Source organism: Aggregatibacter segnis ATCC 33393 (assembly GCF_900476035.1).
Lineage (GTDB): Bacteria > Pseudomonadota > Gammaproteobacteria > Enterobacterales > Pasteurellaceae > Aggregatibacter > Aggregatibacter segnis.
Genome location: NZ_LS483443.1, coordinates 1,519,458 through 1,544,693, shown reverse-complemented (window position 1 = coordinate 1,544,693; position 25,236 = coordinate 1,519,458). Strand labels below are relative to the sequence as shown.

23 protein-coding genes, 1 tRNA gene and 1 riboswitch are annotated in these 25,236 nt (G+C 42.8%); of the genes, 18 read left to right on the top strand and 6 right to left on the bottom strand.

Annotation, left to right across the window (positions count from 1 at the left end):
• Positions 1-5: 5 nt before the first annotated feature.
• Entirely contained in the window at positions 6-788 is a 783-nt protein-coding gene (locus tag DQN58_RS07520) for a Zn-ribbon-containing protein (protein WP_006718363.1), read from the bottom strand.
• 108 nt (positions 789-896) lie between these two features.
• Here DQN58_RS07520 and DQN58_RS07515 point away from each other — a divergent pair, with 108 nt between their 5' ends.
• The 4 genes from DQN58_RS07515 to cspD all read left to right on the top strand — a co-directional run bounded on the left by DQN58_RS07515 (position 897) and on the right by cspD (position 2,553).
• Positions 897-1,211 carry a YqcC family protein gene (locus DQN58_RS07515; protein WP_006718361.1) on the top strand — a complete coding sequence of 105 codons (315 nt, stop codon included), beginning with the start codon at positions 897-899 and terminating at the stop codon, positions 1,209-1,211.
• Positions 1,208-1,921, top strand: coding sequence for a tRNA pseudouridine(65) synthase TruC (truC, locus tag DQN58_RS07510; protein WP_006718358.1), 714 nt, complete (start codon positions 1,208-1,210; stop codon positions 1,919-1,921). The genes DQN58_RS07515 and truC overlap by 4 nt, the downstream gene beginning before the upstream one ends.
• A 53-nt stretch (positions 1,922-1,974) precedes the next feature.
• Positions 1,975-2,139: a YoaH family protein gene (locus DQN58_RS07505; protein WP_006718357.1), complete on the top strand. Its 165-nt coding sequence runs from the start codon at positions 1,975-1,977 to the stop codon at positions 2,137-2,139.
• A gap of 204 nt (positions 2,140-2,343) precedes the next feature.
• Positions 2,344-2,553 carry a cold shock domain-containing protein CspD gene (gene cspD, locus DQN58_RS07500; protein WP_006718354.1) on the top strand — a complete coding sequence of 70 codons (210 nt, stop codon included), beginning with the start codon at positions 2,344-2,346 and terminating at the stop codon, positions 2,551-2,553.
• Between the two features lie 59 nt (positions 2,554-2,612).
• On the opposite strand, the gene matP is transcribed toward cspD, so the two are convergent.
• Positions 2,613-3,059, bottom strand: a complete 447-nt coding sequence (gene matP, locus DQN58_RS07495) for a macrodomain Ter protein MatP (protein WP_006718352.1) — start codon at positions 3,057-3,059, stop codon at positions 2,613-2,615.
• A 143-nt stretch (positions 3,060-3,202) separates the two neighbouring features.
• Here matP and DQN58_RS07490 point away from each other — a divergent pair, with 143 nt between their 5' ends.
• The 11 genes from DQN58_RS07490 (at position 3,203) to truA (ending at position 16,085) form a co-directional block, all read left to right on the top strand.
• Positions 3,203-4,987, top strand: coding sequence for an AAA family ATPase (locus DQN58_RS07490; RefSeq protein WP_006718350.1), 1,785 nt, complete (start codon positions 3,203-3,205; stop codon positions 4,985-4,987).
• Positions 4,988-5,129: 142 nt separating this feature from the next.
• Entirely contained in the window at positions 5,130-5,660 is a 531-nt protein-coding gene (fabA, locus tag DQN58_RS07485) for a bifunctional 3-hydroxydecanoyl-ACP dehydratase/trans-2-decenoyl-ACP isomerase (protein WP_006718349.1), read from the top strand.
• A gap of 184 nt (positions 5,661-5,844) precedes the next feature.
• Positions 5,845-5,921, top strand: a tRNA-Val gene (locus DQN58_RS07480).
• Positions 5,922-6,078: 157 nt separating this feature from the next.
• Positions 6,079-7,389 carry an NCS2 family permease gene (locus DQN58_RS07475; protein WP_006718345.1) on the top strand — a complete coding sequence of 437 codons (1,311 nt, stop codon included), beginning with the start codon at positions 6,079-6,081 and terminating at the stop codon, positions 7,387-7,389.
• Between the two features lie 5 nt (positions 7,390-7,394).
• Complete coding sequence (locus DQN58_RS07470) at positions 7,395-7,751, top strand: DsrE/DsrF/TusD sulfur relay family protein (RefSeq protein ID WP_032998143.1); 357 nt, start codon at positions 7,395-7,397, stop codon at positions 7,749-7,751.
• A gap of 69 nt (positions 7,752-7,820) precedes the next feature.
• Complete coding sequence (gene recB / locus DQN58_RS07465; protein WP_006718341.1) at positions 7,821-11,483, top strand: exodeoxyribonuclease V subunit beta; 3,663 nt, start codon at positions 7,821-7,823, stop codon at positions 11,481-11,483.
• Positions 11,483-13,462 carry an exodeoxyribonuclease V subunit alpha gene (gene recD, locus DQN58_RS07460; RefSeq protein WP_006718339.1) on the top strand — a complete coding sequence of 660 codons (1,980 nt, stop codon included), beginning with the start codon at positions 11,483-11,485 and terminating at the stop codon, positions 13,460-13,462. Before recB ends, recD begins: the two co-directional genes overlap by 1 nt.
• 10 nt (positions 13,463-13,472) lie before the next feature.
• Positions 13,473-14,069 (top strand): class I SAM-dependent methyltransferase, encoded by a 597-nt coding sequence (locus DQN58_RS07455; RefSeq protein WP_006718338.1) that lies wholly within the window; start codon positions 13,473-13,475, stop codon positions 14,067-14,069.
• Between the two features lie 241 nt (positions 14,070-14,310).
• Positions 14,311-14,739 (top strand): 50S ribosomal protein L13, encoded by a 429-nt coding sequence (rplM, locus tag DQN58_RS07450; RefSeq protein WP_006718336.1) that lies wholly within the window; start codon positions 14,311-14,313, stop codon positions 14,737-14,739.
• A gap of 17 nt (positions 14,740-14,756) precedes the next feature.
• A complete protein-coding gene (gene rpsI / locus DQN58_RS07445; protein ID WP_006718334.1) occupies positions 14,757-15,149 on the top strand; it encodes a 30S ribosomal protein S9 in 393 nt (130 codons plus the stop codon).
• Positions 15,150-15,299: 150 nt separating this feature from the next.
• Positions 15,300-16,085 (top strand): tRNA pseudouridine(38-40) synthase TruA, encoded by a 786-nt coding sequence (gene truA / locus DQN58_RS07440; RefSeq protein WP_006718332.1) that lies wholly within the window; start codon positions 15,300-15,302, stop codon positions 16,083-16,085.
• Between the two features lie 99 nt (positions 16,086-16,184).
• Here the strand turns inward: truA and DQN58_RS07435 are convergent, their stop codons facing one another.
• Entirely contained in the window at positions 16,185-17,642 is a 1,458-nt protein-coding gene (locus DQN58_RS07435) for a DASS family sodium-coupled anion symporter (protein ID WP_006718330.1), read from the bottom strand.
• Positions 17,643-17,851: 209 nt separating this feature from the next.
• Here DQN58_RS07435 and DQN58_RS07430 point away from each other — a divergent pair, with 209 nt between their 5' ends.
• Complete coding sequence (locus DQN58_RS07430; protein WP_006718328.1) at positions 17,852-18,628, top strand: MmcQ/YjbR family DNA-binding protein; 777 nt, start codon at positions 17,852-17,854, stop codon at positions 18,626-18,628.
• 77 nt (positions 18,629-18,705) lie between these two features.
• On the opposite strand, the gene DQN58_RS07425 is transcribed toward DQN58_RS07430, so the two are convergent.
• Positions 18,706-20,187 (bottom strand): aldehyde dehydrogenase family protein, encoded by a 1,482-nt coding sequence (locus DQN58_RS07425; RefSeq protein WP_197712340.1) that lies wholly within the window; start codon positions 20,185-20,187, stop codon positions 18,706-18,708.
• A 296-nt stretch (positions 20,188-20,483) separates the two neighbouring features.
• Between DQN58_RS07425 and thiI the strand changes: the two genes are divergently transcribed.
• Positions 20,484-21,932: a tRNA uracil 4-sulfurtransferase ThiI gene (thiI, locus tag DQN58_RS07420; RefSeq protein ID WP_006718323.1), complete on the top strand. Its 1,449-nt coding sequence runs from the start codon at positions 20,484-20,486 to the stop codon at positions 21,930-21,932.
• Between the two features lie 97 nt (positions 21,933-22,029).
• Here thiI and pepE read toward each other — a convergent pair whose 3' ends face one another.
• On the bottom strand, positions 22,030-22,734 hold the full coding sequence (pepE, locus tag DQN58_RS07415) for a dipeptidase PepE (protein WP_006718321.1): 705 nt from the start codon (positions 22,732-22,734) through the stop codon (positions 22,030-22,032).
• A gap of 139 nt (positions 22,735-22,873) precedes the next feature.
• Positions 22,874-23,842, bottom strand: a complete 969-nt coding sequence (locus DQN58_RS07410; RefSeq protein ID WP_006718318.1) for a gluconeogenesis factor YvcK family protein — start codon at positions 23,840-23,842, stop codon at positions 22,874-22,876.
• 224 nt (positions 23,843-24,066) lie between these two features.
• Positions 24,067-24,228, top strand: a riboswitch (molybdenum cofactor riboswitch).
• Between DQN58_RS07410 and moaA the strand changes: the two genes are divergently transcribed.
• Positions 24,217-25,230 (top strand): GTP 3',8-cyclase MoaA, encoded by a 1,014-nt coding sequence (gene moaA / locus DQN58_RS07405; protein WP_006718316.1) that lies wholly within the window; start codon positions 24,217-24,219, stop codon positions 25,228-25,230. It overlaps the preceding riboswitch by 12 nt.
• Positions 25,231-25,236 lie beyond the last annotated feature (6 nt).

Genomic DNA, 25,236 nt, shown 5'->3' with positions numbered 1-25,236 from the left:
TTTCCTTATTGCCAATGCCATGAGAGATTTGAAACGAGGCGGCAATGATCACATTTAAAATAGAGGAAGTCAAAAAGCGGTTGGCTTAATGTCCAGTTTCGTTTACACAGCGGGCAACAGGATTGCAGCTCTGCCTCGCGGCTTTCGCCTCCGATGCGATACAAATAATAGTAAGTTGGAATGCCGCTGTGGCGCGCAATTTCCTGTGCTAAATGATAGCCATGCTTAAACAACGTGCTTTGCGTGTTGGTAATTTGTGCCAAGGCGGATTCTTCTAACACAGAACCATTCATTTGCAACTGATCGCAAGCTTGCCAATTTTCCTGCCATTTGATCAAATCCATTGCTAAGTGCGGTATGTTTTTCAGTTGTTTATATAACGGAATTGGCTGCAAAGTATCACCGCTTTGTAGTGGCGAGCAAGATTGCAAATAGGTGGTGTAGAGCAGTTGCCAAGAGGGTGGTTCTGTCGCTGTAATTTCTGAATTAAGATCTTCTGCCACAATCTGAAAACTCTCAAAAAATACACCGCACTTTTCTGCTGCCTGAATGGCTTCATCCACTGAGGAATTATTGAATTCCGCTAAAAGAGAGGTTTGCTCCGGGCAGGTAACGCGTACAGCTAACCCCGTTTGATTTTCCTGTTCGGCAACAAATTGTGGAATTTCACGTCCGATAATTTGCCCATTGTAGCGCCATTGCTCAATAATTTGGTTCACGCAATGACTTTGGTGTTCTAAAGAAAATAGATCACTTTGTAGAGAGAAAAAGGCTTCGATTAGATACATAGACGGTAACGTTAAAGTTGAAAGGGCGAATTTTACACTAAATTTGCCATGGCTGGCGCAAAAACGCGAAATCTTCTACAATGAGCCGTTCTTTACGAGGCCTTTTTTATGTATCAACAAACCCGATTACATTTACAAAATTTGCAGCAAACCATGGAGCGTTTAGCGTTGTGGCAAACGATGCCACCTCAAGAAGACGCATTCTTGAGTGAGCAACCTTTTGCACTGGACACCATGAGTCCGACAGAATGGCTGCAATGGATTTTTATTCCGCGCATGTATGCACTTTTAGAAAGCCAAGCTACGCTGCCAAGCCAAATCGCGATCAGCCCTTATTTGGAAGAAGCTCTAAAAGAAGAGGCGTATTTGGCGGAATTACTACGCCCGATCATTGAAATCGAAGAATTGCTGCAACAACAATGAGACTAGAGATTTTATATCAAGACGAGCATATAGTGGCGGTGAATAAACCGGCAGGTATGCTAGTACATCGTAGCTGGTTGGATCGTCATGAAACCCAATTTGTGATGCAAACCTTACGCGATCAGATCGGACAATTGGTTTATCCCATACATCGCTTAGATAGGCCAACATCCGGTGTGTTGTTATTTGCGTTAAACAGTGAAACAGCAAATTTGTTATGCCATCAATTTGAGCAAAAACAAACGGAAAAAGAATATTTGGCCGTGGTTCGTGGTTATGTGACAGGGCAGGGGAAAATTGATTATCCGTTGAAAGTTCAATTGGATAAAATTGCCGATAAATTTGCTCAACAGGATAAAGAACCTCAAAGTGCGGTCACGTTTTATGACGGATTGAAAACCGTTGAAATGCCTTATGGCGTAGGGCGCTATGCCACGTCTCGTTATTCATTGGTTCGCTTAATACCGAAAACCGGGCGTAAACATCAGCTTCGTCGCCATATGAAACATATTTTTCATCCGATTTTAGGTGATACGCAGTATGGCGATTTACACCAGAATCGTGCTTTGACAGAACACACTGGCTGTTCTCGTTTAATGTTACATGCCGAAAAATTAACCTTCGTTCATCCGTTAACGCAACAGTCAATTACGCTTCAGGCAGGGTTAGATGAGAAATGGCAAAATTTAATGCAGATTTTTCAATGGTAAAAAATACGTAAAAAAACGACCGCACTTTTCATATAAATAATAAAGGAAAGAAAATGTTAGAGAATGATTTACTTAATTTAACGCATGAACAGCAACAGCTTGCCGTTGAGAAAATTCAAGAATTAATGTCGCAAGGGGTGGGAAGTGGTGAAGCCATTGCCTTAGTGGCAAAACAATTACGGGAAAAAAATACACAAAAACAAAATAAAAATGAATAAAGTGGTAAATTATACAAGCTGAAGGGATTTTGCTGATTAATTTTTATTATTTTTTGTGATCTCGGTTTGATTTTATAACTTTTCTTATTGCGTGCGAGAGAAATTTATTTAAATATAAATGCCAACATATCAAGGTGATAGGGCAATTGTCTTATTGAAGTAAACGTAGTTCTAAAAGGACGAAAACCATAAGAGGTTTAAATTATGGAAGTTGGTGTTGTTAAATGGTTTAATAATGCAAAAGGATTTGGCTTTATTTCTGCAGAAGGCAGTGATACTGATATTTTTGCACATTATTCTGTGATCGAAATGGATGGATATCGCTCATTAAAAGCGGGGCAAAAAGTTCAGTTTGAAGTGATTCACGGTGACAAAGGTTCACACGCAACAAAAATTGTTCCGGTAGCAGAATAATAAAGATTTCCTTATTTAGTCATTGAAATAAAGACAAGCCCAATTGGACTTGTCTTTTTTTATTTGAGTAAATCTTTTAATCCGGCTTTCATTGCCGACATTTGATTTTCATATAACGCTTTTTTCTCTCGTTCATCAATCATATACATGATGGTTTCCGAGAGCGTCATTTTCATTTTGCGGGAATATTTTGATAAACGAAGCCAAACCGCATATTCCAAATCAATGGATTTTTTCTTTGTAGATTGTTTTTCACCATTGAAGAAACGTTTTCTTCTAGCACGAATAGCCTGATCCATTTTAATCACCAATTCAGGGGCTAAATGCGCCTTTATCCATTCTTCAATTTTTTGCGGATAGTTTTGGCAGCCGATGAGTTGTTTAACGATGTCTTCTTGCAAACTTTTTTCTGCATAGCGTGTGACATTTTCACCTTCACGGGCTTTTTTCGTTAAATACACCCATTTCCAGTGGGCTTCTTGGTTTTCTAACTTTTGATATTTCATAAGAATTCTATTTAGTGACGTGGTAACTCTGTCACTATACGCTGTTTATAGGTGTTTTTCTAGCAGATTTTTAAGCGATGCGAAGAAAGACGGGAAGAAATGTGCGATAATGCGCGCAAATTAAATAGACAACAGAGATTAACGTGACTTTATCTTCTTTATCTAACACTACATTGCCTTGGCAGGCGTTACGTCCGGAATTGACGGTGACCGACATTCCTTCACAACCTCAGGATTTTTTTGCTTTACAACCTCGTGCTGGTGAAGCCGTGCGGCATTTCATTCGAAATTCACACCGCACTTTATTGGTATTGAAAGCGGATGATCAAGCGGAATATGCCTCTTTATTGGAAGGTTTTATTCAAAAACACCAACCTGAAATGGGTGTGTGTGGTGTGCAATATACTGTAGAACAAGGGGATTCTTTCTCTTTTCCACGTATTTATGCTGAGCCTGCACAATCGCTAGAAGATAATTTTGCAGCCAAAAAAAGCGTTGCTACGGCGTTATATTTTGATCAGTTCCAGTTATTCGGTTCGCTTAAAGTGCACGCGTCTTCTCATGATATTCAGCTTCATGCCGGACTGGTTCACCAGCTGAACAACGGCGTGCTGATTGTGACTGCGGGCGCGTTATTGGCACAGTTTGATTTATGGCAACGTTTGAAACAGATTTTAACGACCGGTATGTTTGATTGGTATTCGGCGCATCCGTTTAAAACGTTGCCTTGTGAAATTCCGAGTTACCCTTTGTCATTGAAAGTGATTGTGCTAGATAATCGCACGGAATTAGCGGCTTTAGAAGAGTTGGAAGAAGAACTCTATCATTTAGCAGATTATGCGGAAATTGAAAGCTATTGCAGCGTAGAAACAGCAGAGCAACAACAACAGTGGATGCGTTATGTGCAATGGGTTGCCCAACAAAATCAGTTACCGGCGTCGGATTTAAGCGGTTTTAATAAACTGTATCAATTATTGGTGCGTGATAGTGAAAATCGCCATTTGATTAATGTATCGCCACTTAAATTAAAAATGATGCTCACAGAGACCGCACTTTTAACGGAATCTAATCTTCTGAGCGCAGTGGATTTTGAACGTTATTTTCAACATAAAACAGCACAATTTGGTTTTTTGCGCGAGCAAACTTACGATGGCATTTTACAGGAACAAATTTATGTGGCGACTGAAGGCGAGATGGTGGGGCAAATTAATGGTTTATCGATCATTGAATATCCGGGAACGCCATTGTCTTTCGGTGAGCCTTCGCGAATCAGTTGTATCGTGCAATTTGGCGATGGCGAAATTGTGGATGTAGAGCGCAAAAATGAACTAGCGGGTAATATTCATAGCAAGGGTATTATGATTGCTGAAGCCTGCTTGGCCAATGTGCTTGAATTGCCGTCACAGTTGCCTTTTTCCGCTTCTTTAGTATTCGAGCAATCTTACGGTGAAATTGATGGCGATAGTGCCTCTTTGGCGAGTTTTTGCGTCTTATTAAGTGCCTTGTCTTCTTTGCCATTGCCGCAATCTATTGCCATTACCGGCGCAATCGATCAATTTGGATTAGTCCATGCCGTGGGCGGTGTAAATGACAAAATCGAAGGTTTCTTTACCATTTGCCAACGTCGTGGACTCACAGGTAAGCAAGGTGTGATGATCCCAAGTGCGGTGCTAAATCAACTCAGTTTGTCGGAGTCGGTGGTCAGTGCGGTGAAAAATCAGGAATTTTTTATTTATCCAGTAGAAACGGTGGATCAAGCCTGTGAGATTTTATTGCAGCGGGATTTGGTGGAACAAGAAAATAAAACCTATGATTTTGACACCTTGCCGTTGTCTCGTTTGATTCATCAACGTATTGATCAATATTCTGAACAGCAATCTCACAAATTCAGTTTATGGGATGTGTTTTTCGGGAGAAAAAATCGCTAAATCAAAATAGCCATCAAAAATTAACTGATCGGACAAGTTTGGCGTACAAGTGTTAGCTATTTTAAATGACGTAATGCTTTGCTAGAATCCAACCCGCATTCAACATTATGTTGTTTAACCAGATTTTATAGGATGATTAATAATGAACACTTGTACTCCAAACATTAAAGACAGTTACACTTACGAAGATTTATTGGCTTCTGGACGTGGCGAATTGTTTGGCAAAGAAGGTCCGCAACTACCTGCACCGACCATGTTAATGATGGATCGTATTGTGAAAATGACTGAAGATGGCGGTACATTTGGCAAAGGCTATATTGAAGCCGAATTAGATATTCATCCTGATTTACCTTTCTTTGCGTGTCACTTCATCGGCGATCCGGTGATGCCGGGTTGCTTAGGTTTAGATGCTATGTGGCAATTAGTCGGCTTCTTCCTCGGTTGGGTTGGCGGCAAAGGCAAAGGCCGTGCTTTAGGCGTTGGCGAGGTGAAATTTACCGGACAAATCCTGCCAAGCGCGAAAAAAGTCGTTTATCGTATCAACATGAAACGTGTGATTAACCGTAAATTAGTCATGGGAATGGCTGATGGTGAAGTGGAAGTGGATGGTCGTGTGATCTACACTGCAACCGATTTGAAAGTAGGCCTTTTCCAAGATACGTCAAGTTTCTAATTCACCATTTCTAAAAAACATTGAAATTTTTGACCGCACTTTTCTAGCAAGGAAAGTGCGGTTTGTTTTTGCAATGTTTTTATCTTTATAATGAATTGGTTAATTTTTTTGCAGTCATCCATGCAATCAAATAAAAAACTTGTTTTAGCCTAAAAAGGTAGCTATTATTAGCGCACTTTTCACTGCGACTGTAGCTCAGTTGGTTAGAGCACCACCTTGACATGGTGGGGGTCACTGGTTCGAGTCCAGCCAGTCGCACCATCTTTTCTTCCTTTATTTTTCTTCGTTATCATTTCATTTTTTATTTTTCCAAACCCGTCGCAGTCTTTCTGATCTTTTGCTAGAATCAGCGGGAAAAACACCTTTCTTATAACCTTGTTTTTCATCGTTTTTATTTTGTCTCTGATTGGAAATTACAATGGAAAATCAATCTTTTCTACAACAATTCTTTAAATTAAAAGAAAAAGGAACCTCCTCCAAAACGGAAATTATTGCCGGAATCACCACTTTTTTCACCATGGTGTATATCGTTTTCGTGAACCCGTCTGTGTTGGGGGATGCGGGCATGGATAAGCAAGTTGTCTTTGTGACCACTTGTTTAATCGCAGGCTTCGGTACGATTGCCATGGGGTTATTCAGTAACTTGCCTATCGCTTTGGCGCCGGCAATGGGCTTGAATGCCTTCTTTGCTTATGTAGTGGTCGGTAAACTTGGCTATTCTTGGCAAGTGGGCATGGGCACCATTTTCTGGGGCTCTGTGGGCTTATTGCTATTAACCATTTTCCAAATTCGTTATTGGCTGATGGCATCTATTCCGCTCAGTTTGAGAGTAGGTATCGGCGCGGGGATTGGTTTCTTTATCGCCTTAATTGGTTTCAAAAATATGGGCTTGGTGGTTGCAAATCCTGCAACCTTAGTTGCTTTAGGCGATCTACACAGTCCGCAAGTGTTATTGGGCATCCTTGGCTTCTTTATTATCGTGGTATTGGCAGCACGCAATATTTATTCTGGTGTGTTAATTTCTATCGCCACGGTGACCGCACTTGCATTGTATTTTGACGAAAGTGTGATGTTCCATGGCGTGGTTTCCATGCCGCCGGCATTAACGCAAGTGGTTGGCCAAGTGGATATTGCCGGTGCTTTGGATACGGCACTTATTGGTATCATCTTCTCTTTCTTATTAGTGAACTTATTTGACTCGTCCGGTACCTTGCTTGGTGTCACCGACAAAGCAGGTTTTAGCGATGAAAAAGGGCGTTTCCCGAAAATGAAACAAGCCTTATATGTTGATAGTGCGAGCGCCGTTGTCGGATCTTATATCGGTACTTCTGCGATCAGTACTTACATTGAAAGTGGTGCAGGCGTGTCTGTCGGTGGACGTACCGGTATGACGGCGGTTGTTGTCGGGTTATTGTTTTTACTGACGATTTTCTTCTCCCCATTAGCCGGCATGGTGCCTGCTTATGCCACCGCGGGCGCATTGGTTTATGTGGGTATTTTGATGGCATCCAGCTTAATTAAAGTGCAATGGGACGACTTAACAGAAGCGACTCCCGCCTTTATTACTGCCGCTATGATGCCATTTACATACTCCATCACAGAAGGCATCGCTTTTGGCTTCATCAGCTATTGTGTGATGAAACTCGGAACGGGGCGTTGGCACGAAGTTAACGCACCGGTTTGGGTGGTTTCTTTATTATTCTTAATTAAATTTATCTGGGTAGGTTAATGATGATGCAAAAACTTCTTTTTATTTTAAATGAATCGCCATACGGCACAGAAAAAAGCTTCAACGCATTACGTTTAGCCGTGAATTTACAGGAAGAACATGGCAAAGAAGTCGAAATTAAAGTGTTCTGTTTTGGTGATTCCGTGTTAAGTGGCATTGCCGGTCAACATCCGAATGAAGGGTCTAACGTACAACAAGTGATGGAAATCTTGATAGCGCAAGGTGCTGAAGTCAAACTCTGTACAAGCTGCACTAAAGCGCGTGGTTTATCCGAGATAAAGCTAATTGATGGCGTGACTCGCGGCACCTTAGATGATGTTTCTAAATGGACGTTATGGGCAGATAAAGTCGTTAGTTTCTAACGAGAGTATTGGGCGGATTCGGTTCCGCCCTTATTTTATTCAAAATTTTTCATTCGCGTAATCTTAACCATGCAACAACTCAATCCGATTTCTATCCCGTTAAATGCTGTTAGTCTAATTGAAGCCTCTGCCGGTACGGGCAAAACCTATACCATGGGTTCCCTTTATTTACGTTTGTTACTGCAAGCAGGAGAAAATACCTTTCCCTATGCGTTGAATGTCGAGCAAATTTTGGTGGTGACCTTTACTGAAATGGCGACAGAGGAGCTGAAACGCAAAATTCGTGAACGTATTTACGATGCCAAACAAAAATTGACGGCTTATCAGCAGACACAGGATTCGGCAGTATTTGGACAGGATGATTTTTTACGCGAATTGGTTGCGAGCATCACCGACTTACCGCTTGCCATTCAACGCCTGACCTTGGCGGAACAAAATATGGATTTAGCGGCGATCTATACCATTCATGGTTTCTGTCGCCGAATGCTGATGCAATACGCCTTCAATTCAGGCGTTCATTTCAATCTAGAATTAAGCGGTGAAGAAGATGAGTTGCTATTGCACTTGGCACAAAAAATTTGGCGTGAGCATTTTTATTCACAGCCTTATGCTGTTGTCGAATTTATTCAAAAGAATTTGGTTTCACCAAGCAATATTGTGACAAAAATCAAAAAATTTGCCGGAATCGAATTAAAACTCCCGGAAAAACGACCGCACTTTTTTGAGGGGACTTTCGAGGAATTTCTTTCAAAACTTACCGATTACTCGCAAGTATTAATCGCGCAAACTCAGGAATTAAAGCAAAAATGGCTAGAAAAAGAGGTGGAAATTACGGAGTTGATTGAAACAGAAATCAACACCAAATATAAGAATACGAAAGAACAAAAATTAAACCGCCGCAGTTTCACATCTGCCAATCGCCCGAAATGGCTTGCCGCCATGAAACGTTGGGCGGGAATCGAAAAAGCAGATTTCCCGGATTGTTTTTACCGCTTCGGTCAAACGGCAATGGATGAACAGAAAGGCGAGGAAGCACAGGAAGCTTTGAGTCACCCGCTTTTCATCAAAATTGATGAGTTATTAGCATTTTCCGAACAACAGGCTTTACTGTCTCAAGCGCTCTGGTTTCATTATTTAGAAACGCTGAATGGGCAGCTAGCAGAATACAAACTCAACCATAGCGAAAAAAGTTTTTATGATTTATTGCGCTTGTTAAAAGAAGCTTTATGCCATCTGAATAATACTGAATTTGCTCAGTTGATTCGTTATCAATACCCGTTTGCCATGATTGATGAATTTCAAGATACGGATGCGGTGCAATATCAGATTTTTTCTAAGGTTTATGTAGAGCCACTACGATTAGAACCTACGTCTGATAACGGCTTTATTATGATTGGCGACCCAAAACAGGCGATTTATAAATTCCGTGGCGCAGACATTTTTACTTACTTTAAAGCGGCTGATGAAGCACAGCACCGTTTCAATCTAGGAAAAAATTACCGCTCTCACCAAGATGTTGTGCAATGTGTCAATCACTTGTTTGATTTTCACGAACCGCCTCCGTTTTTATATAACAAGATTCAATTCTTGCCGGTCGAATCTAAAGACGATCATCCGAAATTTTGGTTAAACGGTGAAGTGGAACCTGCCGTACGGTTTTATGTGGATGAAGCCTCCGTAAAAGAGAATATGGCAAAAGCTTGTGCTGTTTCTATTCAACATTGGTTGCAAAGTGCGGTGGAAAATAACGCTGATTTTCGTTCCGATGAAAAAGGCATCGAAAAAACGCTAAAACCGGAAAGTATTGCGGTATTGGTGCGTAGTCGCAAAGAAGCCGATTTGGTAAAAAATGCGTTACGTCGTCTTGGCATTGCTTCCGTGTTTTTGTCTGAAAATAGCAATGTGTTTGACAGTAATGCAGGAAAAGATCTGTTGTTGATTTTAACGGCATGCCTTAATCCATTTTCCGAACGCAACATTTTAAATGCTGTTGCAACGGCGATTTTTGCGCAAACGGCAGCCGATATTCAGCGCATTCGTTTAGACGAAAACCGTTGGGAATATTGGGTAGAAAAATTTATTCATTATCAAAAAACGTGGCAAAAACAAGGTGTATTAGTGATGTTGCACCAGCTATTCCTACAAGAAAAAATTACTGAAAAATTGTATCCCACGGTGGATGGTAAACGCCTGGTGACGGATTTGCTACATTTAGCGGAGTTATTGCAAGAAGCGGCAACGTTGAACGAAAGTGAAGCCGCATTGTTACGTTGGTTTGAAAAGCAAATTCAAGGGGAAGATCGGCAAACAGAACAACAAGTTCGGTTAGAAAGTGAGTTGCAGTTGGTCAAAATTGTCACGATTCATAAATCCAAAGGGCTGGAATACGATTTAGTTTGGTTGCCGTTTATTGGTTATGCCTCCAAATTTAGGCCTGAACACATTTCCACTTATTACGACCAAGATCGGGATGAGGTGCTGTGGGATATTGATGGTTCTCATGAGAAGGATGTAAAACAAGAGGATTTTGCCGAACAGCTTCGGTTACTCTATGTGGCGCTGACCCGAGCGAAATATCAGTTGAACATCGGTGTGCCGAAAACCTTTGAGAAAAAGTGGAGTGCCTTGTTATATGTGCTCACACAAGGAGACATTCAAACGAATGACAATCCGACAGCCTACGACAGCTTGCCGCTATTAGAAAAGTTGGTTCAACGCGCCCCAAGGGGAAGTATTCAGATTTCTGAAACCACGGCATTAAAAGCGCTAGATGAACTAATGCAGTCGGAGACTCAAGCGCCATTAAACGCGGCAACATTCACCGGACATATTGAACAAAACTGGACGGTGACCAGTTTTAGCGCCATTGAGGCGATTCATCAAAATAAAAAATATTACAAAGAACAGCTGGCGGCAGAAAGTGCGGTTGCTTTTGAGCCTGTTTTTGATGGCGGCAAAGATTATGATTTTAACGAGCAAGCGACAGAAACCATGGCGGAAAGCGTGAGTCATGAATCTGCCTATCCTTTCGGTTATTCGCCTTTTGATTTTCCGCATGGGATTAAAATCGGTACAGCGTTGCACCGTTTCTTGGAAAAATATGATTTTAGTCAGCCGTTAAATGAAGACAAAGTGCAAAAACTCTGCCAATGGTTACAGTTAGAGGAAACTTGGTTGCCATCCTTACAACAATGGATGAAGGCGATTTTAGATACGCCGTTAAGTGCAGATGATACAACGTTGAAGCTGAACAATTTATCTCGCCAGCAATGTGTGAAAGAAATGCAGTTTTATTTGAAACTCAATCGGGTGTTTGATGTGACGGCATTTAATCGGGCGTTGCAAAAACATCACCATTTGCCATCGGAAGCGCTGCAATTTGATGCGATTAAAGGCATGTTACGCGGTTTTATGGATTTGGTTTTCTGCCACAATGGGAAATATTATTTGGTGGATTACAAATCGAATTTTCTCGGTGTCGAACCGCAAAACTATGTTGGCAAAAGCCTTGAGCAAGCCATGCTGGCAAACCATTACGACTGGCAATATTTGTTTTACACGCTGGCATTGCACCGTTATTTGCAACAACGTGATGCAAACTATCAATACGAAACCCATTTTGGCGGCGTGTTTTATTGTTTCTTACGCGGCATGAACGGTGAAAATCAGGACGGTGTGTTTTTTGATAAACCGGATTATGCGTTAATTCAAGCCTTGGAGAATTTGTTCTGATGTTAACTTTATTATCTCAACTCAAAGAAAAAGGCATTATTAACGCCGCCGACTATTATTTTGCCGAGTTTATTCATCGTAAACAGCAACCGTTTAATTATGCGCCATCTGTGCAAAACTTGGCGGTGTTGATGGCGGCATTGTGTAATTTCAATTATCGCCAAGGCAACACCTGCCTTCTGTTAAATCAGTCCACCGAACAGGATTTATTCGGTTTACAGGATTATTTCAACGAACGTATTTATTTGACGGAAATTCAGCAAAAAATTGATTATTTGCCGATTTCACAATGGCTATCTACCTTGCAAAAGGTACAACACATCGCCTTTACTGATTCGCCATTACAGCAAATTGCGCCTTTGGTGTTGCAGTTTAATTGTTTGTATTTTTATCGCGTGTGGCAAGACGAATTTCGGATTGCCGATTACTTTAAAAGTGCGGTCTGTTTTGAGCCTGTTTTTTCAACCGAGCAACTCTCACAAATTGCCTCGATTCTCGATCGCTATTTTCAGGAAGAGCAGGGCATTGATTGGCAGAAAATCGCTGTTGCCATGGCGTTACGTCAGCGTTTTTGTTTAATTACCGGCGGGCCGGGAACGGGGAAAACAACAACCGTAACCAAGTTGCTTTTAACCTTGCAAGAACTGTATCAAAACGATTTGCGCATTAAATTGGTTGCGCCAACAGGAAAAGCCGCGGCGCGTTTAACGGAATCCATTGTGGATGCCGTGGAACGTTTAAAACAGACATTTGCACAGGAGCCAAATAAGCGGGAAATTATCGAGAATCTGCAAATTCCGATGAACGCAGAAACGATCCATCGTTTGCTTGGTGTGCGTTTTTTCAGTGAAGAAACCCGTTATCACGCGGACAATCCATTGCCGTTGGATGTGTTAGTGGTGGATGAGGCGTCCATGATCGATCTCACCTTAATGGCTAAATTGCTTAATGCGCTCAAACCGGAAACCAAACTGATTTTATTGGGTGATAAAGACCAACTTGCTTCCGTAGAGGCCGGTGCTATTTTGGGCGAATTAGGGCGTTTTGTGAATGCGGCAAAACCGACATACAGCTCGTCCATGGCGCAATATTTACAGGCAACAACAGGGATGACATTGCCATCAGAAGATAAGGTAAACGCCATTAGCGACAGTATTTGTTATTTACAAGTCAGTCGCCGTTTTGGGGCGAATCCGGAAGTGGGTGAGTTGGCAACGACAGTGAATTTAGGCAATGCGGCCAAGAGTTGGCAGTTATTGCAACAATATCAGCAACATCAAGATAAGCATTGTGGTGTGTACTTAACGGATTTTGCGCATTATTTGAGTAATAAAGACGACGTGCAACAGCGTAAAGCTTGTGTGAAATTGATTGTCGATCGTGCCGCGGAAGAATACGCGCGCTATTTGCAACAAATTCCGTCTGATGGCGTTCTTCAGGAAGATAAAGTGCGGTCAATTTTTGCTGCGTTTAATCATATCCGTTTTTTAACCGCATTACGCGTAGGGGAGTTTGGTGTCGAGCAGTTAAATTTGGCTATCGCGGAAAAATTACGCCAAAAACGGTTGTTACAATTTCATCAGGAACGGGAATGGTATATCGGCAAGCCGATTATGGTGACTCAAAATGACAGCGGAGTCGGCTTGTATAACGGCGACATCGGCATTTATTTAGAGCATGGGCGCGTGTGGTTTGAACAAGGACAAAATAGCTACAAAAAGGTGTTGGCTAGTCGCGTACCGAATCATGAGACTGCCTTTGTCATGACCGTGCATAAATCTCAAGGCTCCGAGTTTCCACATACGTTCTTGATTTTACCGTTGGAGAATAGCCCGGTTTTATCCAAAGAGCTGGTTTACACGGGAATCACCCGCACCAAAGATTTCCTCACGGTATTTGCGTTGCAAAGCGTATGGGAAAGTGCGGTGAAAAATCCGGTACAACGTCAAAGCGGATTAGGGCAGTTATTAGAAGAATAAAGGAAAATACATGACAAAATGGGATGAGCGTTATCAAACGGAAGAATACATTTTCGGCACGGAACCCAATGAATTTATCGCTAGAATTCAGCCTTACTTGCCAACCTCGGGAAGAGCTTTGGATGTTGCCACAGGAGAAGGGCGCAATGGCATCTTTTTAGCCCGTCACGGATTAGAAACGGAAGGCGTGGATCTCTCTCAAGTGGGATTGCGAAAAGCGGAAGCGTTAGCGCATCGTTATCAGGTGCCATTCACAACGAGATTGGCAAATATTGCCGAAATGACGATGCCAACGGCGCATTATGCGGTCATTACGTCCGTCTTTTGTCATTTTATGGAACCGGAACGGACTCAAATCATGCAACGTATTGTGAATGCCTTGCAACCGGGCGGCTTGTTTGCCGGTGTGTTTTATCATCCCGATCAACTTCATTATGGCACCGGTGGGCCTAGCCATGTTGAAATGCTCGGCACCTTGGATGAGATGCAACAAGCATTATTGGGGCTGGAATGGCTATTGGCAGAGCATGATGTGCGAGAAATGAATGAAGGCAGCCGTCATGTTGGAGCCAGTTCCGTGATTTGTCTTTTAGGGCGCAAACCCTAGATTTTTTATTTGACAGTGACGAATAAAAAGACAAAGTGCGGTCAAAATTTATCGTATTTTTCCTGTAAAACCGTTAGCTTTTCGGTGAAATTTTCTGTATAATCGTCCGACCCTGTAAATGCTGAGGATTCCCACCGCGCATTATTTTGTCGAGATCGCACTCGAAGGGGTGAAGATTAAGATAACTGGTTGTGCTTTTTTAAGCACTGGGTATTAATATTATTATATTGGTAATTAATTAATGAAAACTTTTGTAGCAAAACCAGAAACGGTTAAACGCGACTGGTATGTAGTAGATGCGACAGGTAAAACTTTAGGTCGTTTGGCGACTGAATTAGCGCGTCGTCTTCGTGGTAAACATAAAGCTGAATACACTCCGCACGTTGACACAGGTGATTACATCATCGTTATCAACGCAGACAAAGTTGCTGTAACCGGTAACAAAGACAGCGATAAAATTTACTACTGGCACACAGGCTATGTAGGCGGTATCAAACAAGCGACTTTTAAAGAAATGATCGCACGCCGTCCTGAAGCAGTGATTGAAATTGCGGTTAAAGGTATGTTGCCAAAAGGTCCATTAGGCCGTGCAATGTTCCGTAAATTAAAAGTGTACGCAGGTGCTGAACACCAACACGCTGCACAACAACCACAAGTATTAGATATTTAATCACGAGGTTTTAGGATATGGCAGAGAATCAAAACTACGGCACAGGTCGCCGCAAAAGCTCTTCAGCTCGTGTATTTATCAAACCGGGCAATGGTAAGATTGTTATCAACCAACGCGAATTAGACGTTTATTTCGGTCGCGAAACTGCTCGCATGGTAGTTCGTCAACCGTTAGAATTGGTTGAATTAACTGATAAATTAGACCTATACATCACCGTTAAAGGTGGTGGTATTTCCGGTCAAGCGGGTGCAATCCGTCATGGTATTACCCGTGCATTGATGGAATACGATGAAACCTTACGCCCAGCACTTCGTGCAGCAGGCTTCGTTACTCGTGACGCACGTCGCGTTGAACGTAAAAAAGTGGGTTTACACAAAGCACGTCGTCGTCCACAATACTCCAAACGTTAATTTTTATACGTTTTTCCAAAAAGCAGAGAGCAATCTCTGCTTTTTTTATATGTGAAATTCAGCAAAAGTGCGGTGGGTTTTTAGAATGTTTTTGAGATCCGCCATGCCTTGTTATAATGCACGCCATTTTAAGTAAAATCAGGGCAGAACATGAAAATTGCATTAGGTGTAGAATACGACGGAAAACGGTATTTCGGTTGGCAGAAACAAGAAAAAGTAGCCAGCGTACAGGCTGAATTGGAACAGGCGATTTCTACGGTAGCGAATGAAGAAATCAGTATTTTCTGTGCAGGTCGTACGGATTCCGGCGTACACGCCACAGGGCAGGTGATTCACTTTGAAACGACTGCCAATCGCCCTGAGAAAGCCTGGAGTTTTGGAGTCAATGCCAATTTGCCTGATGATATTGCCGTGCGATGGGCGAAAGTGGTCGATGATGATTTTCATGCCCGTTTTAGCGCCACCGCCCGCCGTTATCGTTACATTTTATATTGCAATAAACTGCGTTCGGCCATTTTGCCGCAAGGGATAACCCATTGCCATTTGGAACTCGATCATCAATTAATGCACCAGGCGGGACAGGCGTTGCTCGGTGAAAATGATTTCAGTTCTTTCCGTGCCGCGCAATGCCAATCCAATACGCCGTGGCGTAATGTGCACCATTTAAACGTCAGTCGCCAGGGGCAATATATCATCGTGGATATTCAAGCAAACGCGTTTGTTCATCACATGGTGCGTAACATTGTGGGGAGTCTGATTGAGGTAGGTTGCGGCAATCAACCGGTGGAATGGTTGGCTTGGTTGTTGGGTCAGCAAGATCGTACTCTCGCGGCACCGACAGCTAAACCAGAAGGATTATATTTGGTCAATGTGCTTTACCCCGACCGATTTGCGTTGCCGAAAATGCCGATGGGGCCATTATTTCTCGCAGATTAATTTAAAAATACTAAAAAAAGTGACCGCACTTTAGGTTAAAAAATAAAGTGCGGTCATTTTTTATAAGAATTTTAGGTGAGCGATAAAGCCGCAATATAGTTACCACCAACCTAATAGCTTCATCCATAACCCACCGACACCAAACCAGATAATGAGGGATACGATGGAGGTGGCGAAGCTGACGCCCCACCATTGACCGGTTGAGTTATAACCGGAACCATAGAGGGCTGGGCCAGGGCCACCGGCGTATTGGGTTAAGCTCATTGAGAGGGTTGAGGTATAACCTAAGCCGAGAGCGGCAATAATCGGAGGGGTGCCAACGGCAATGGCTGCCGCAACGAATGCCAAGTACATGGCGGAAATATGTGCCATGGCAGAAGCGAAAAAGTAGCGAGTGTAGAAATACACTAGGACTAAAATCGTAAAGGCAACCGGCCAACTGAATGCCCCCACAGAGGAGGAAATATGGCTGGAAATCCAGGCAATAGCACCGTATTTATTCAACGCATTTGCCATCATCACCAAAACCGCAAACCAGAACATGGTGTCCCATGCGGTGGTTTCAGCAACGATATTTTTCCAACTCATGATGTTTGTCAGTAATAAAATCACCAAGCCGATAAAGGCAGAAACCGTTGCCGGAATATGGAAGACCAAATCACCTACGGTCCATAAGAACAACAATAAGATGAAATCAAGCGCCAAAATCCATTCTGCTTTGCTCATTGGTCCCATATTATGCAATTCTTCACGCGCCATTTCTGCCATTTTCGGGGTGTCTTTGAGTTCAGGCGGGTAAATCAAATAGACGAAATAAGGCAATACGATCAAACTGATAACGCCCGGCACGATCGCGCCTAAGAACCAAGTCATCCACGTAATTTCAACGCCTTGACCTTTGGCAAGTTCCGCGATTAACGGGTTGCCCGCCATGGCAGTGAGGAACATGGTACACACGATAGTGTCGATTTGTGATACGGCAATGGCAAGAAATGCACCGGCACGTCTGGCGGTTGGGCCGGGTTTGGAATCGTAGGCATCAGCGATGGACTGCATGATGGGATACATGATACCGCCACCACGCGCAGAGGCAGACGGAATCCCCGGGCCAATGACCACATCGGCTAATGCGATACCATAAGCAACGCCCATCATTTTTTTACCGAAACGTGCGACAAAATAGAGGGCAATGCGTTTTCCCAGGCCGGTTTTGATGACCGCGCGAGATAAAAACATCGCAATGGCGATTAACCAAATGGTTCCGTTGGAGAAACCGGATAACATGCCCACTTCCCCTTTGGCGGGAGATAACGGTGTTAAGCCGGTTAAACCGCTAATGACGAGTGCAACTAAGGTTGCCGCCCCCATAGGCATGGCTTTGGCGATAATCGCCACAATAGTGGCAACAAAGAGGGCAAGCACACCCCATGCTTTGGCAGAAAGGCCTTCCGGTATTGGAATCAACCAAATTGCCATCCCGACAATCACTGAAAGCAGCAACCCTTGCCATTTGAAGCCCATTTTTACTTCAATTGGCGCAATTGTTTTCCCTTCCATATAACTCCTCCGAGTTTATTAATTAGAGTGAGATTGCTCTCTACGGCGAATAATCCATTATTCATCTTATTAAATAGCATCCTTACTCAAGGAATATAATATGCCTGTTGAACTAAAAAGCACAATAATGATGTGGAAATTAATGTCTTTTATTTTGTGGGCTAAGTTGGCGTAAAATGATGTTATCAAAGTAATAAGAGGAACATGGAATGGCTGAGCTAACCCAACAAGTTTTCGAGTATGTCTTCACCCAATATGGCACTCAGCCGGAATATTTGTGGAAGACCCATCCAGATTATGCCGTATTGCGTCATAGCGATAATCGCAAATGGTATGCCATTGTGATGAATGTCGAAAAATCGTCATTAGGGCTAAATGGCACAGGAAAAGTGCCGGTAATAAACGTGAAATGTTCCCCTGAAATGCTGAGTTTATTTTTACCTCAATCAGGATTCCTACCAGCCTATCACATGAACAAAAATCACTGGTTAACGGTGTTGCTAGACGGCTCTGTTGAGAAAGATACCGTGCTGTTTTTATTAAATGCTAGTTTTGATCTCACCGCTACCCGACAAGTGAAAAAACAGCTCGGGATCGCCCGTTATACGGAGTGGATCGTACCAGCAAATCCGAAATATTACGATGTGGAGAAAGATTTGCGCGAAGGCGGAGAAATTTACTGGAAGCAGAGCAATAATATTGCCGTGGATGACATTGTGTATATGTATGTTACCGAACCTACGGGTGCCATTCGTTATAAATGTGTGGTATTGGAGGTGAATATTCCGTATCACCAAAAACGTACGGATGATTTACAGGTGAAACGGGTGATGAAAATTCGTTGTCTGAAAGAATACGATAAGCGTCTTATTCCCCGCGCGAAAATGGCGCAATTCGGTGTCACTGGGGTACGCGGACCTCGGCATATGCCGTATGCATTAAAACAGGAAATTGTATTGTTGACAGGTGATTTTGACGAAAAGTAAAAACACATTAAAAACAAACCGCACTTTGAAGGGATAACATCAAAGTGCGGTTTGTTTTTAGGCTGGAAATGAAAAGATTAATACATGCCTTCACGCTCTTCACGGGTGCTGATAAAGATATTTTTCACCTGTGTATAAGCGGCAAGCATCATTTTATGGGTTTCACGGCCGATGCCGGAGGTTTTATAACCGCCGAATGGTGCGCCGGCCGGTAAACGGTTATAGCAGTTCACCCAAACACGACCGGTTTCAAGTGCGCGTGCAACCCGTAGCGCACGGTTAATGTTATACGTCCACACTGCGCCGCCCAGGCCATAATCGCTGTCATTTGCCATTTGGATCACATCTGCTTCATCTTTAAACTTGATCACCACGGCAACCGGCCCAAAAATTTCTTCTTGTGCCACGCGTTTTTTGTTGTCCTGCGCCAAAATTAAAGTCGGTTGGAAAAATTCGCCGCGAGCCAATGCCGGGTCGGTTGATTTACCGCCACCAAGGATTATTTGGCAACCTTCTTCTTTGGCAATATCCACGTATTTACTGATCACCTTAATTTGATTTCCGTTGACTTGTGCGCCCATTTGTGTGTCATCTTCCCAAGGTAAGCCGACTTTAACTTTCTTAAATTCTTCTTTTAATGCCGCGATGAATTTATCGTAAATGCTTTCTTGTACGAAGATCCGTGAACCGGCACAACACACTTGCCCTTGGTTGAAGAGAATCCCTTTTTGTGCGCCTTCTAATGCTTTATCAAATGGCATATCGTCAAAGAAAATATTGGCGGATTTGCCACCTAATTCCAAGGTGGATGGAATCAACATTTCAGCGGCAGCCATACCAATTTTTCGGCCGATTTCGGTGGAACCGGTGAACGCCAGTTTGCTAAATCCCGGGTGACGTAACATGTATTCGCCGGATTTGGAGCCCTTGCCGGTAATGACATTGAAAACGCCTTTCGGCAACAAATGATTAATTTTTTGCGCTAAAGAAAGCAGGCTCAATGAAGTGGAGGAAGACGGGTGAATCACGACAGTACAACCTGCAGCCAAGGCCGGCGCAATTTTCCATGCGGCCATTAAGAACGGGAAGTTCCACGGAATAATTTGACCAACAACGCCAATCGGCTCGCGTAAAATCAATGACAAGTCTTCGCTATCCAGTTGGTTTGCCACACCTTCTTCGGAACGAATCACACTAGCAAAATAACGGAAATGATCGGATGCCAACGGAATATCTGCAGCACGCGTTTCACGAATCGGCTTACCGTTATCCAGCGTTTCTTGCAAGGCAAATAACTCGGTATTTTCGTCAATAATGTCTGCGATTTTATTTAAAATCGTGGCACGTTCTGTCGCACTGGTATTTTTCCAGGTTTTAAAGGCTTCTTTGGCGGCATTTACGGCAGCATCCACATCCGCATCGGTGGCGTCAATAAAAGTGGCTAATGCTTCACCGTTTGCCGGATTATGGGCTGTTAAGGTGTTGCCTTCTGAGCCATCCGTCCATTCGCCATTGATCAATAAACCGTAGTGTTTGTCAAAGACATTAAGATCTTTTATCATCTCTTTTCTCCTTTTTCTACGTGATGAATCAAAGTGATACCTACTCTTTTTACATCATCAGATCTTTAATATTTTGTCTGTAAAAGCGGGCTGTGGTTCAATTTGAGCACAATGCAAGACTTGAAACTGGGAGATAGATCACATTTTGGCGGTGATGAGGAAAGGCAGGATAAATTAATGGCGGAGCAGAGTAGATAATTGTTCATTGTTAATGAACAACCCTCAGCATGGTAATTTCTACGCTATCTGCTAAAATACGCCGCATTTTTCTATTGGGTAAAAAGTGAATTAACATGAAATTTATCGTCAAATTATTTCCTGAAATTATGATTAAAAGCGAATCCGTGCGGAAACGGTTCGTGAAAATTCTGACCAGCAATATTCGTAATGTTTTAACAAAGCATGATGATACGGTCACGGTGGTGAAACATTGGGATTACATTGAAGTGCGGTCGAAAATTGAGGCAAATTTTCCGATGCTCATTGAGCAACTGCAACGCATTCCTGGGATTCACCATTTTCTGCAAGTAGAAGAGAAACCGTTTTCCAGCCTACATGATGTTTTTGAACAAACCTTGTTAGACGTGGCATCTCAGTTAGAAAACAAGACTTTTTGCGTGCGAGTGAAACGTAAAGGGAAACACGAATTTACGTCAATAGAAGCAGAGCGTTATATCGGTGGCGGGCTGAATCAACATATCGCCAGCGCCAAAGTACAACTGAAAAATCCTGATGTGACGGTGCGTATTGAAATTGAAGACGACAAAATGATGTTGGTTCGCGCTCGTTATGAAGGCATTGGCGGTTATCCGATTGGCACACAGGAAGATGTGTTATCGCTGATTTCCGGAGGGTTTGACTCCGGCGTGTCTAGTTATATGCTGTTGCGCCGTGGTTCTCGTGTGCATTATTGCTTCTTTAATTTAGGCGGTGCAGCGCACGAAATTGGTGTGAAACAAATGGCGTATCACATTTGGCAACGTTACGGTAGCTCCCACAAAGTGCGTTTTGTGGCGATCAATTTTGAAGGCGTGGTAGGCGAGATCCTTGAGAACGTGGATAACGGGCAAATGGGCGTGGTGCTTAAACGCATGATGGTGCGCGCGGCGTCCAAAATCGCGCAACGTTTTGATATTCAGGCGATTGTGACAGGGGAAGCGCTAGGGCAGGTTTCCAGCCAAACCTTAACCAATTTGCGTTTAATTGATGAAGCTGCCGACGTGTTGGTATTACGCCCGTTAATTACGCACGACAAAGAACAAATCATCGCCATGGCAAAACATATCGGCACCGATGACATCGCCAAATCCATGCCGGAATTTTGCGGCGTGATTTCCAAAAATCCGACAGTGAAAGCGATAAAAGCGAAAATTGAACAAGAAGAAGGCAATTTCAATTTTGCCGTCTTGGAAAGTGCGGTGGAAAATGCGCAATATTTAGATATTCGCCAAATTGCCGAGCAAGCGGAGAAAGAAGTCGTTTCCGTGGATGCCGTGTCGGTGTTGAGTGCAAATGATGTGATCATCGATATCCGTAGCCCGGAAGAAATCGATGAAAACCCGTTACACATTGAAAATCAAGCAATGATTCTGCTGCCGTTCTATAAACTTTCCAGTCAATTCGCCGAGTTGGATCAAAGCAAGAATTATGTGCTGTATTGCGAACGAGGTGTCATGAGCAAATTGCAGGCACTGTATTTAAAAGAAAGCGGGTTTAATAATGTGAGGGTGTTTAAGAAATAGCTTTCTTAAATCATGTCTTAAAAAGTGCGGTTGATTTTCAAAACGTTTTTACATTCGAAAAACAAGCTGAAAACCGACCGCACTTTTTTATTCACAATCAGATTTCAAACACCGAACCGGCAGGAATGTCTCGGCACTGCATATTTTTACTGAAATGCACAATATTATTCTCACCTAGAATTTTCACCTGATTGCCGTTAATTAAAAACGCAGTGCCTTCCGGCATGGCGTAAATTTGTGCCGTTGGGTTCACCAGTAAAAATTCCTCAAAACGTTCTTCACGGCTTTCCCCGTTATGCCCCGGCATTTTGCCTGAAATGAAATGCGGGTTGATTTGATAAGGGAACAGATTAAGCGCATCAAAAGATGGTGGATAGGTGATTGGCATATCGTTGGTGGTCATAATGGATTTGCTCGCCATATTGGCGCCCGCGCTCCAACCGAAATACGGCGTGCCGCTTTTCACTTTTTCACGAATAATGTCCAATAAATCATGTTCATACATTTGCTTTAGCAAACAAAACGTATTGCCGCCACCAATGGCGATCACATCCGCTTGTTCAATAATGGCGCGGTGCGGTTTGCCGTGATGTACCGACTGAATTTCCATATTTAAGGGCGCCAAAATTTGTTGTACTTTTTGTTCGTATTGATCGTTAGTTTGACGAACACCTGCGTAAGGCACAAAGGCGATTTTTTTGCCTTGGTATGCTGCTAAAAAATCTTGTAACCATGGGATCGCATGTTCTAAATAACCTGTATTGCCATAGCGAGAACCGCTAAGCAGTAACATTTTTTGCATAATTCAATCTCCTGATGAAATAACCTTCACCATTATGCTGACTTGTGCATTTTTATTAAGCAAAAAATGTGAATTTTGTGATCTGCGTAGAGATTTAAGTGCGGTGAAAATCCTCGCTGTTTTTTCACCGCACTTTTTATTAAAGCGAGCTGGGTTCTGAATGTTCTTCTTCCGGCGATTCTAAGAGTTCGCCTAGGAGTTCATCAATAGCGGAGCAGAGGAGAGCGCGGTCATGGCGATAGGAAATATCGTCCGCATTAAGGCGGCCCGCAAGGATTTTGATCTCCATGGGTTGGCTATTCTGTACGGCATTAAAGGGCACAATTGCACCATCGATGATAGGTTGACCAACGGTTTCATTGATCCACTGAATGCGATCTGCAAGAGAAAGACTGGATGCGGGGCTGTGCTCAATACCTAAATTATCAATAAAGATCTTTTTTGCTTCGCTTTGTCGAAGTTGTTCGGTAATTTCCGGTAGAAGAATAGGCGGCATAATGCTGGTGAGGAAACTACCGGGGCCAAATAAAATCAGATCAGCTTCTTTGAGAGCCTGAATGGCTTCCGGTGTGGCGGTGACGTAAGGTACAAGAAAAATGGATTTGGGTAGCTCGGTTAAGCTATCGACGCTGACTTCACCAACAACGCTGTTGCCGCCGTTTAATACGGCCGCGAGGTGTACCGATTGCTCGGACATCGGGACAATAAAAGATTTTACATGCAATAATTCGCGAATGAGATTGACTGCTTCCGTTGGGCGAATGTGCATATCTTCTAGGGCTTTGAGCATGAGATTGCCGAGGTTATGCCCCGCCAATTCACCGTTGCCACCAAAACGATATTCAAACAATGCGGAGGCGGTGCTGGGTTCCGTGATGATTTGATTTAAGCAGTTACGTAAGTCTCCCCAGGCAATGCCACCTTGATTGGTGCGAATTCGGCCGGTTGAACCGCCGTTATCGGTGGTAGTAACAATGGCGGTAAGACGTTCTTTCAAAAAACTTAAAGAAGACATCACGCGGCCGAGTCCATGCCCACCACCAATAGCGACGACTTTTTTGAGTGTGCTTAAATTTTCGTACTGTTGATATCCTTTAAAATCCGCCATTGTATTTCCCTTGTTTTTTTCGTGCGCATTATAACCTGCTTTGAAAGAGAGTACAGATTGCTAATTATTATTGGGTATGAAAATCGCTATTTTAAGGTGTTTTATTATCGCTATATAAATTTGCATATAATTGATTTTAAAGAATTTTATGAATTTATAACCTAGATCAAATTAATTGATTGCTTTTGTTTTCGTGAATCTTTTACAATGCTGCAAAATTTATTAACCGCATGTAACTCCGAGCTTACTCACCTACGTTTTGCGCACAATGTGTTGAACACAAAATAGGGTGGTAATGCCAATAATACGAAGTCGGTATTATTCAGGGATACGTTGGAAACGATTTATCCTCTCCGTTTTTAGAAAGGTGTCAAATGCAAACCATTCCAATCAAAAATGTTGGCGCGGCTCAACTCGTTGATTCGTTCCAGCGTGAATACTACTATTTGCGACTGTCGATTACCGATGTGTGTAATTTTCGTTGCAATTATTGCCTACCTGACGGTTATCAGCCTGAACCTAATAAGCCGAGTTTTTTAACCTTGGACGAAATTCGTCGCTTGGTCAGTAGCTTTGCGGTGATGGGAACGGAAAAAGTCCGTATTACCGGTGGCGAACCGACCTTACGTAAAGATTTCCTGCCAATTGTCGAAAGTATTCGTGGCATTGACGGTATCAAACAAATCGCACTGACCACAAACGGTTTTCGGTTGCTTAAGGATGTTGCCGCTTGGAAACAAGTCGGTGTGACGTCTATTAACGTCAGTGTGGATAGCCTAGATGCAAGAATGTTCCAGCGTATTACCGGTGTCGATAAGTTTGATGACATTATGCGTGGTATTGATCGCGCTTTTGAATGTGGCTATCAAAAAGTCAAAGTCAATTCTGTATTAATGAAAGATTTGAATGATAAAGACTTTTCCGGTTTCTTGGCATGGATTAAAAATAAGCCGATTCAAATGCGTTTCATCGAGTTGATGCAAACCGGTGAAATGAATTCTTTCTTCCAAAAACATCATTTATCGGGACAGATTTTAGAACAGAAACTTTTGCAAGACGGCTGGCAGTTGCAGATAAAAAATCGTTCTGATGGCCCGGCAAAAGTTTTCCGTCACCCAGATTATATGGGCGAAATCGGCTTAATCATGCCTTATGAGAAAAATTTCTGTGCCAGTTGTAACCGTTTGAGAGTTTCTGCTAAAGGGAAATTGCACCTTTGCTTATTTGGTGAAGAAGGGATTGATTTGCGTGATTTGTTACAATCTGATGAGCAACAAATGCTTTTGCAATCAAGAATTTTCTCAGCGTTACAAGGTAAGCGTGAACACCATTATCTGCATGTCGGCGATAGCGGCGTGCGTAATCATTTAGCCAGTATCGGCGGTTAATTTACG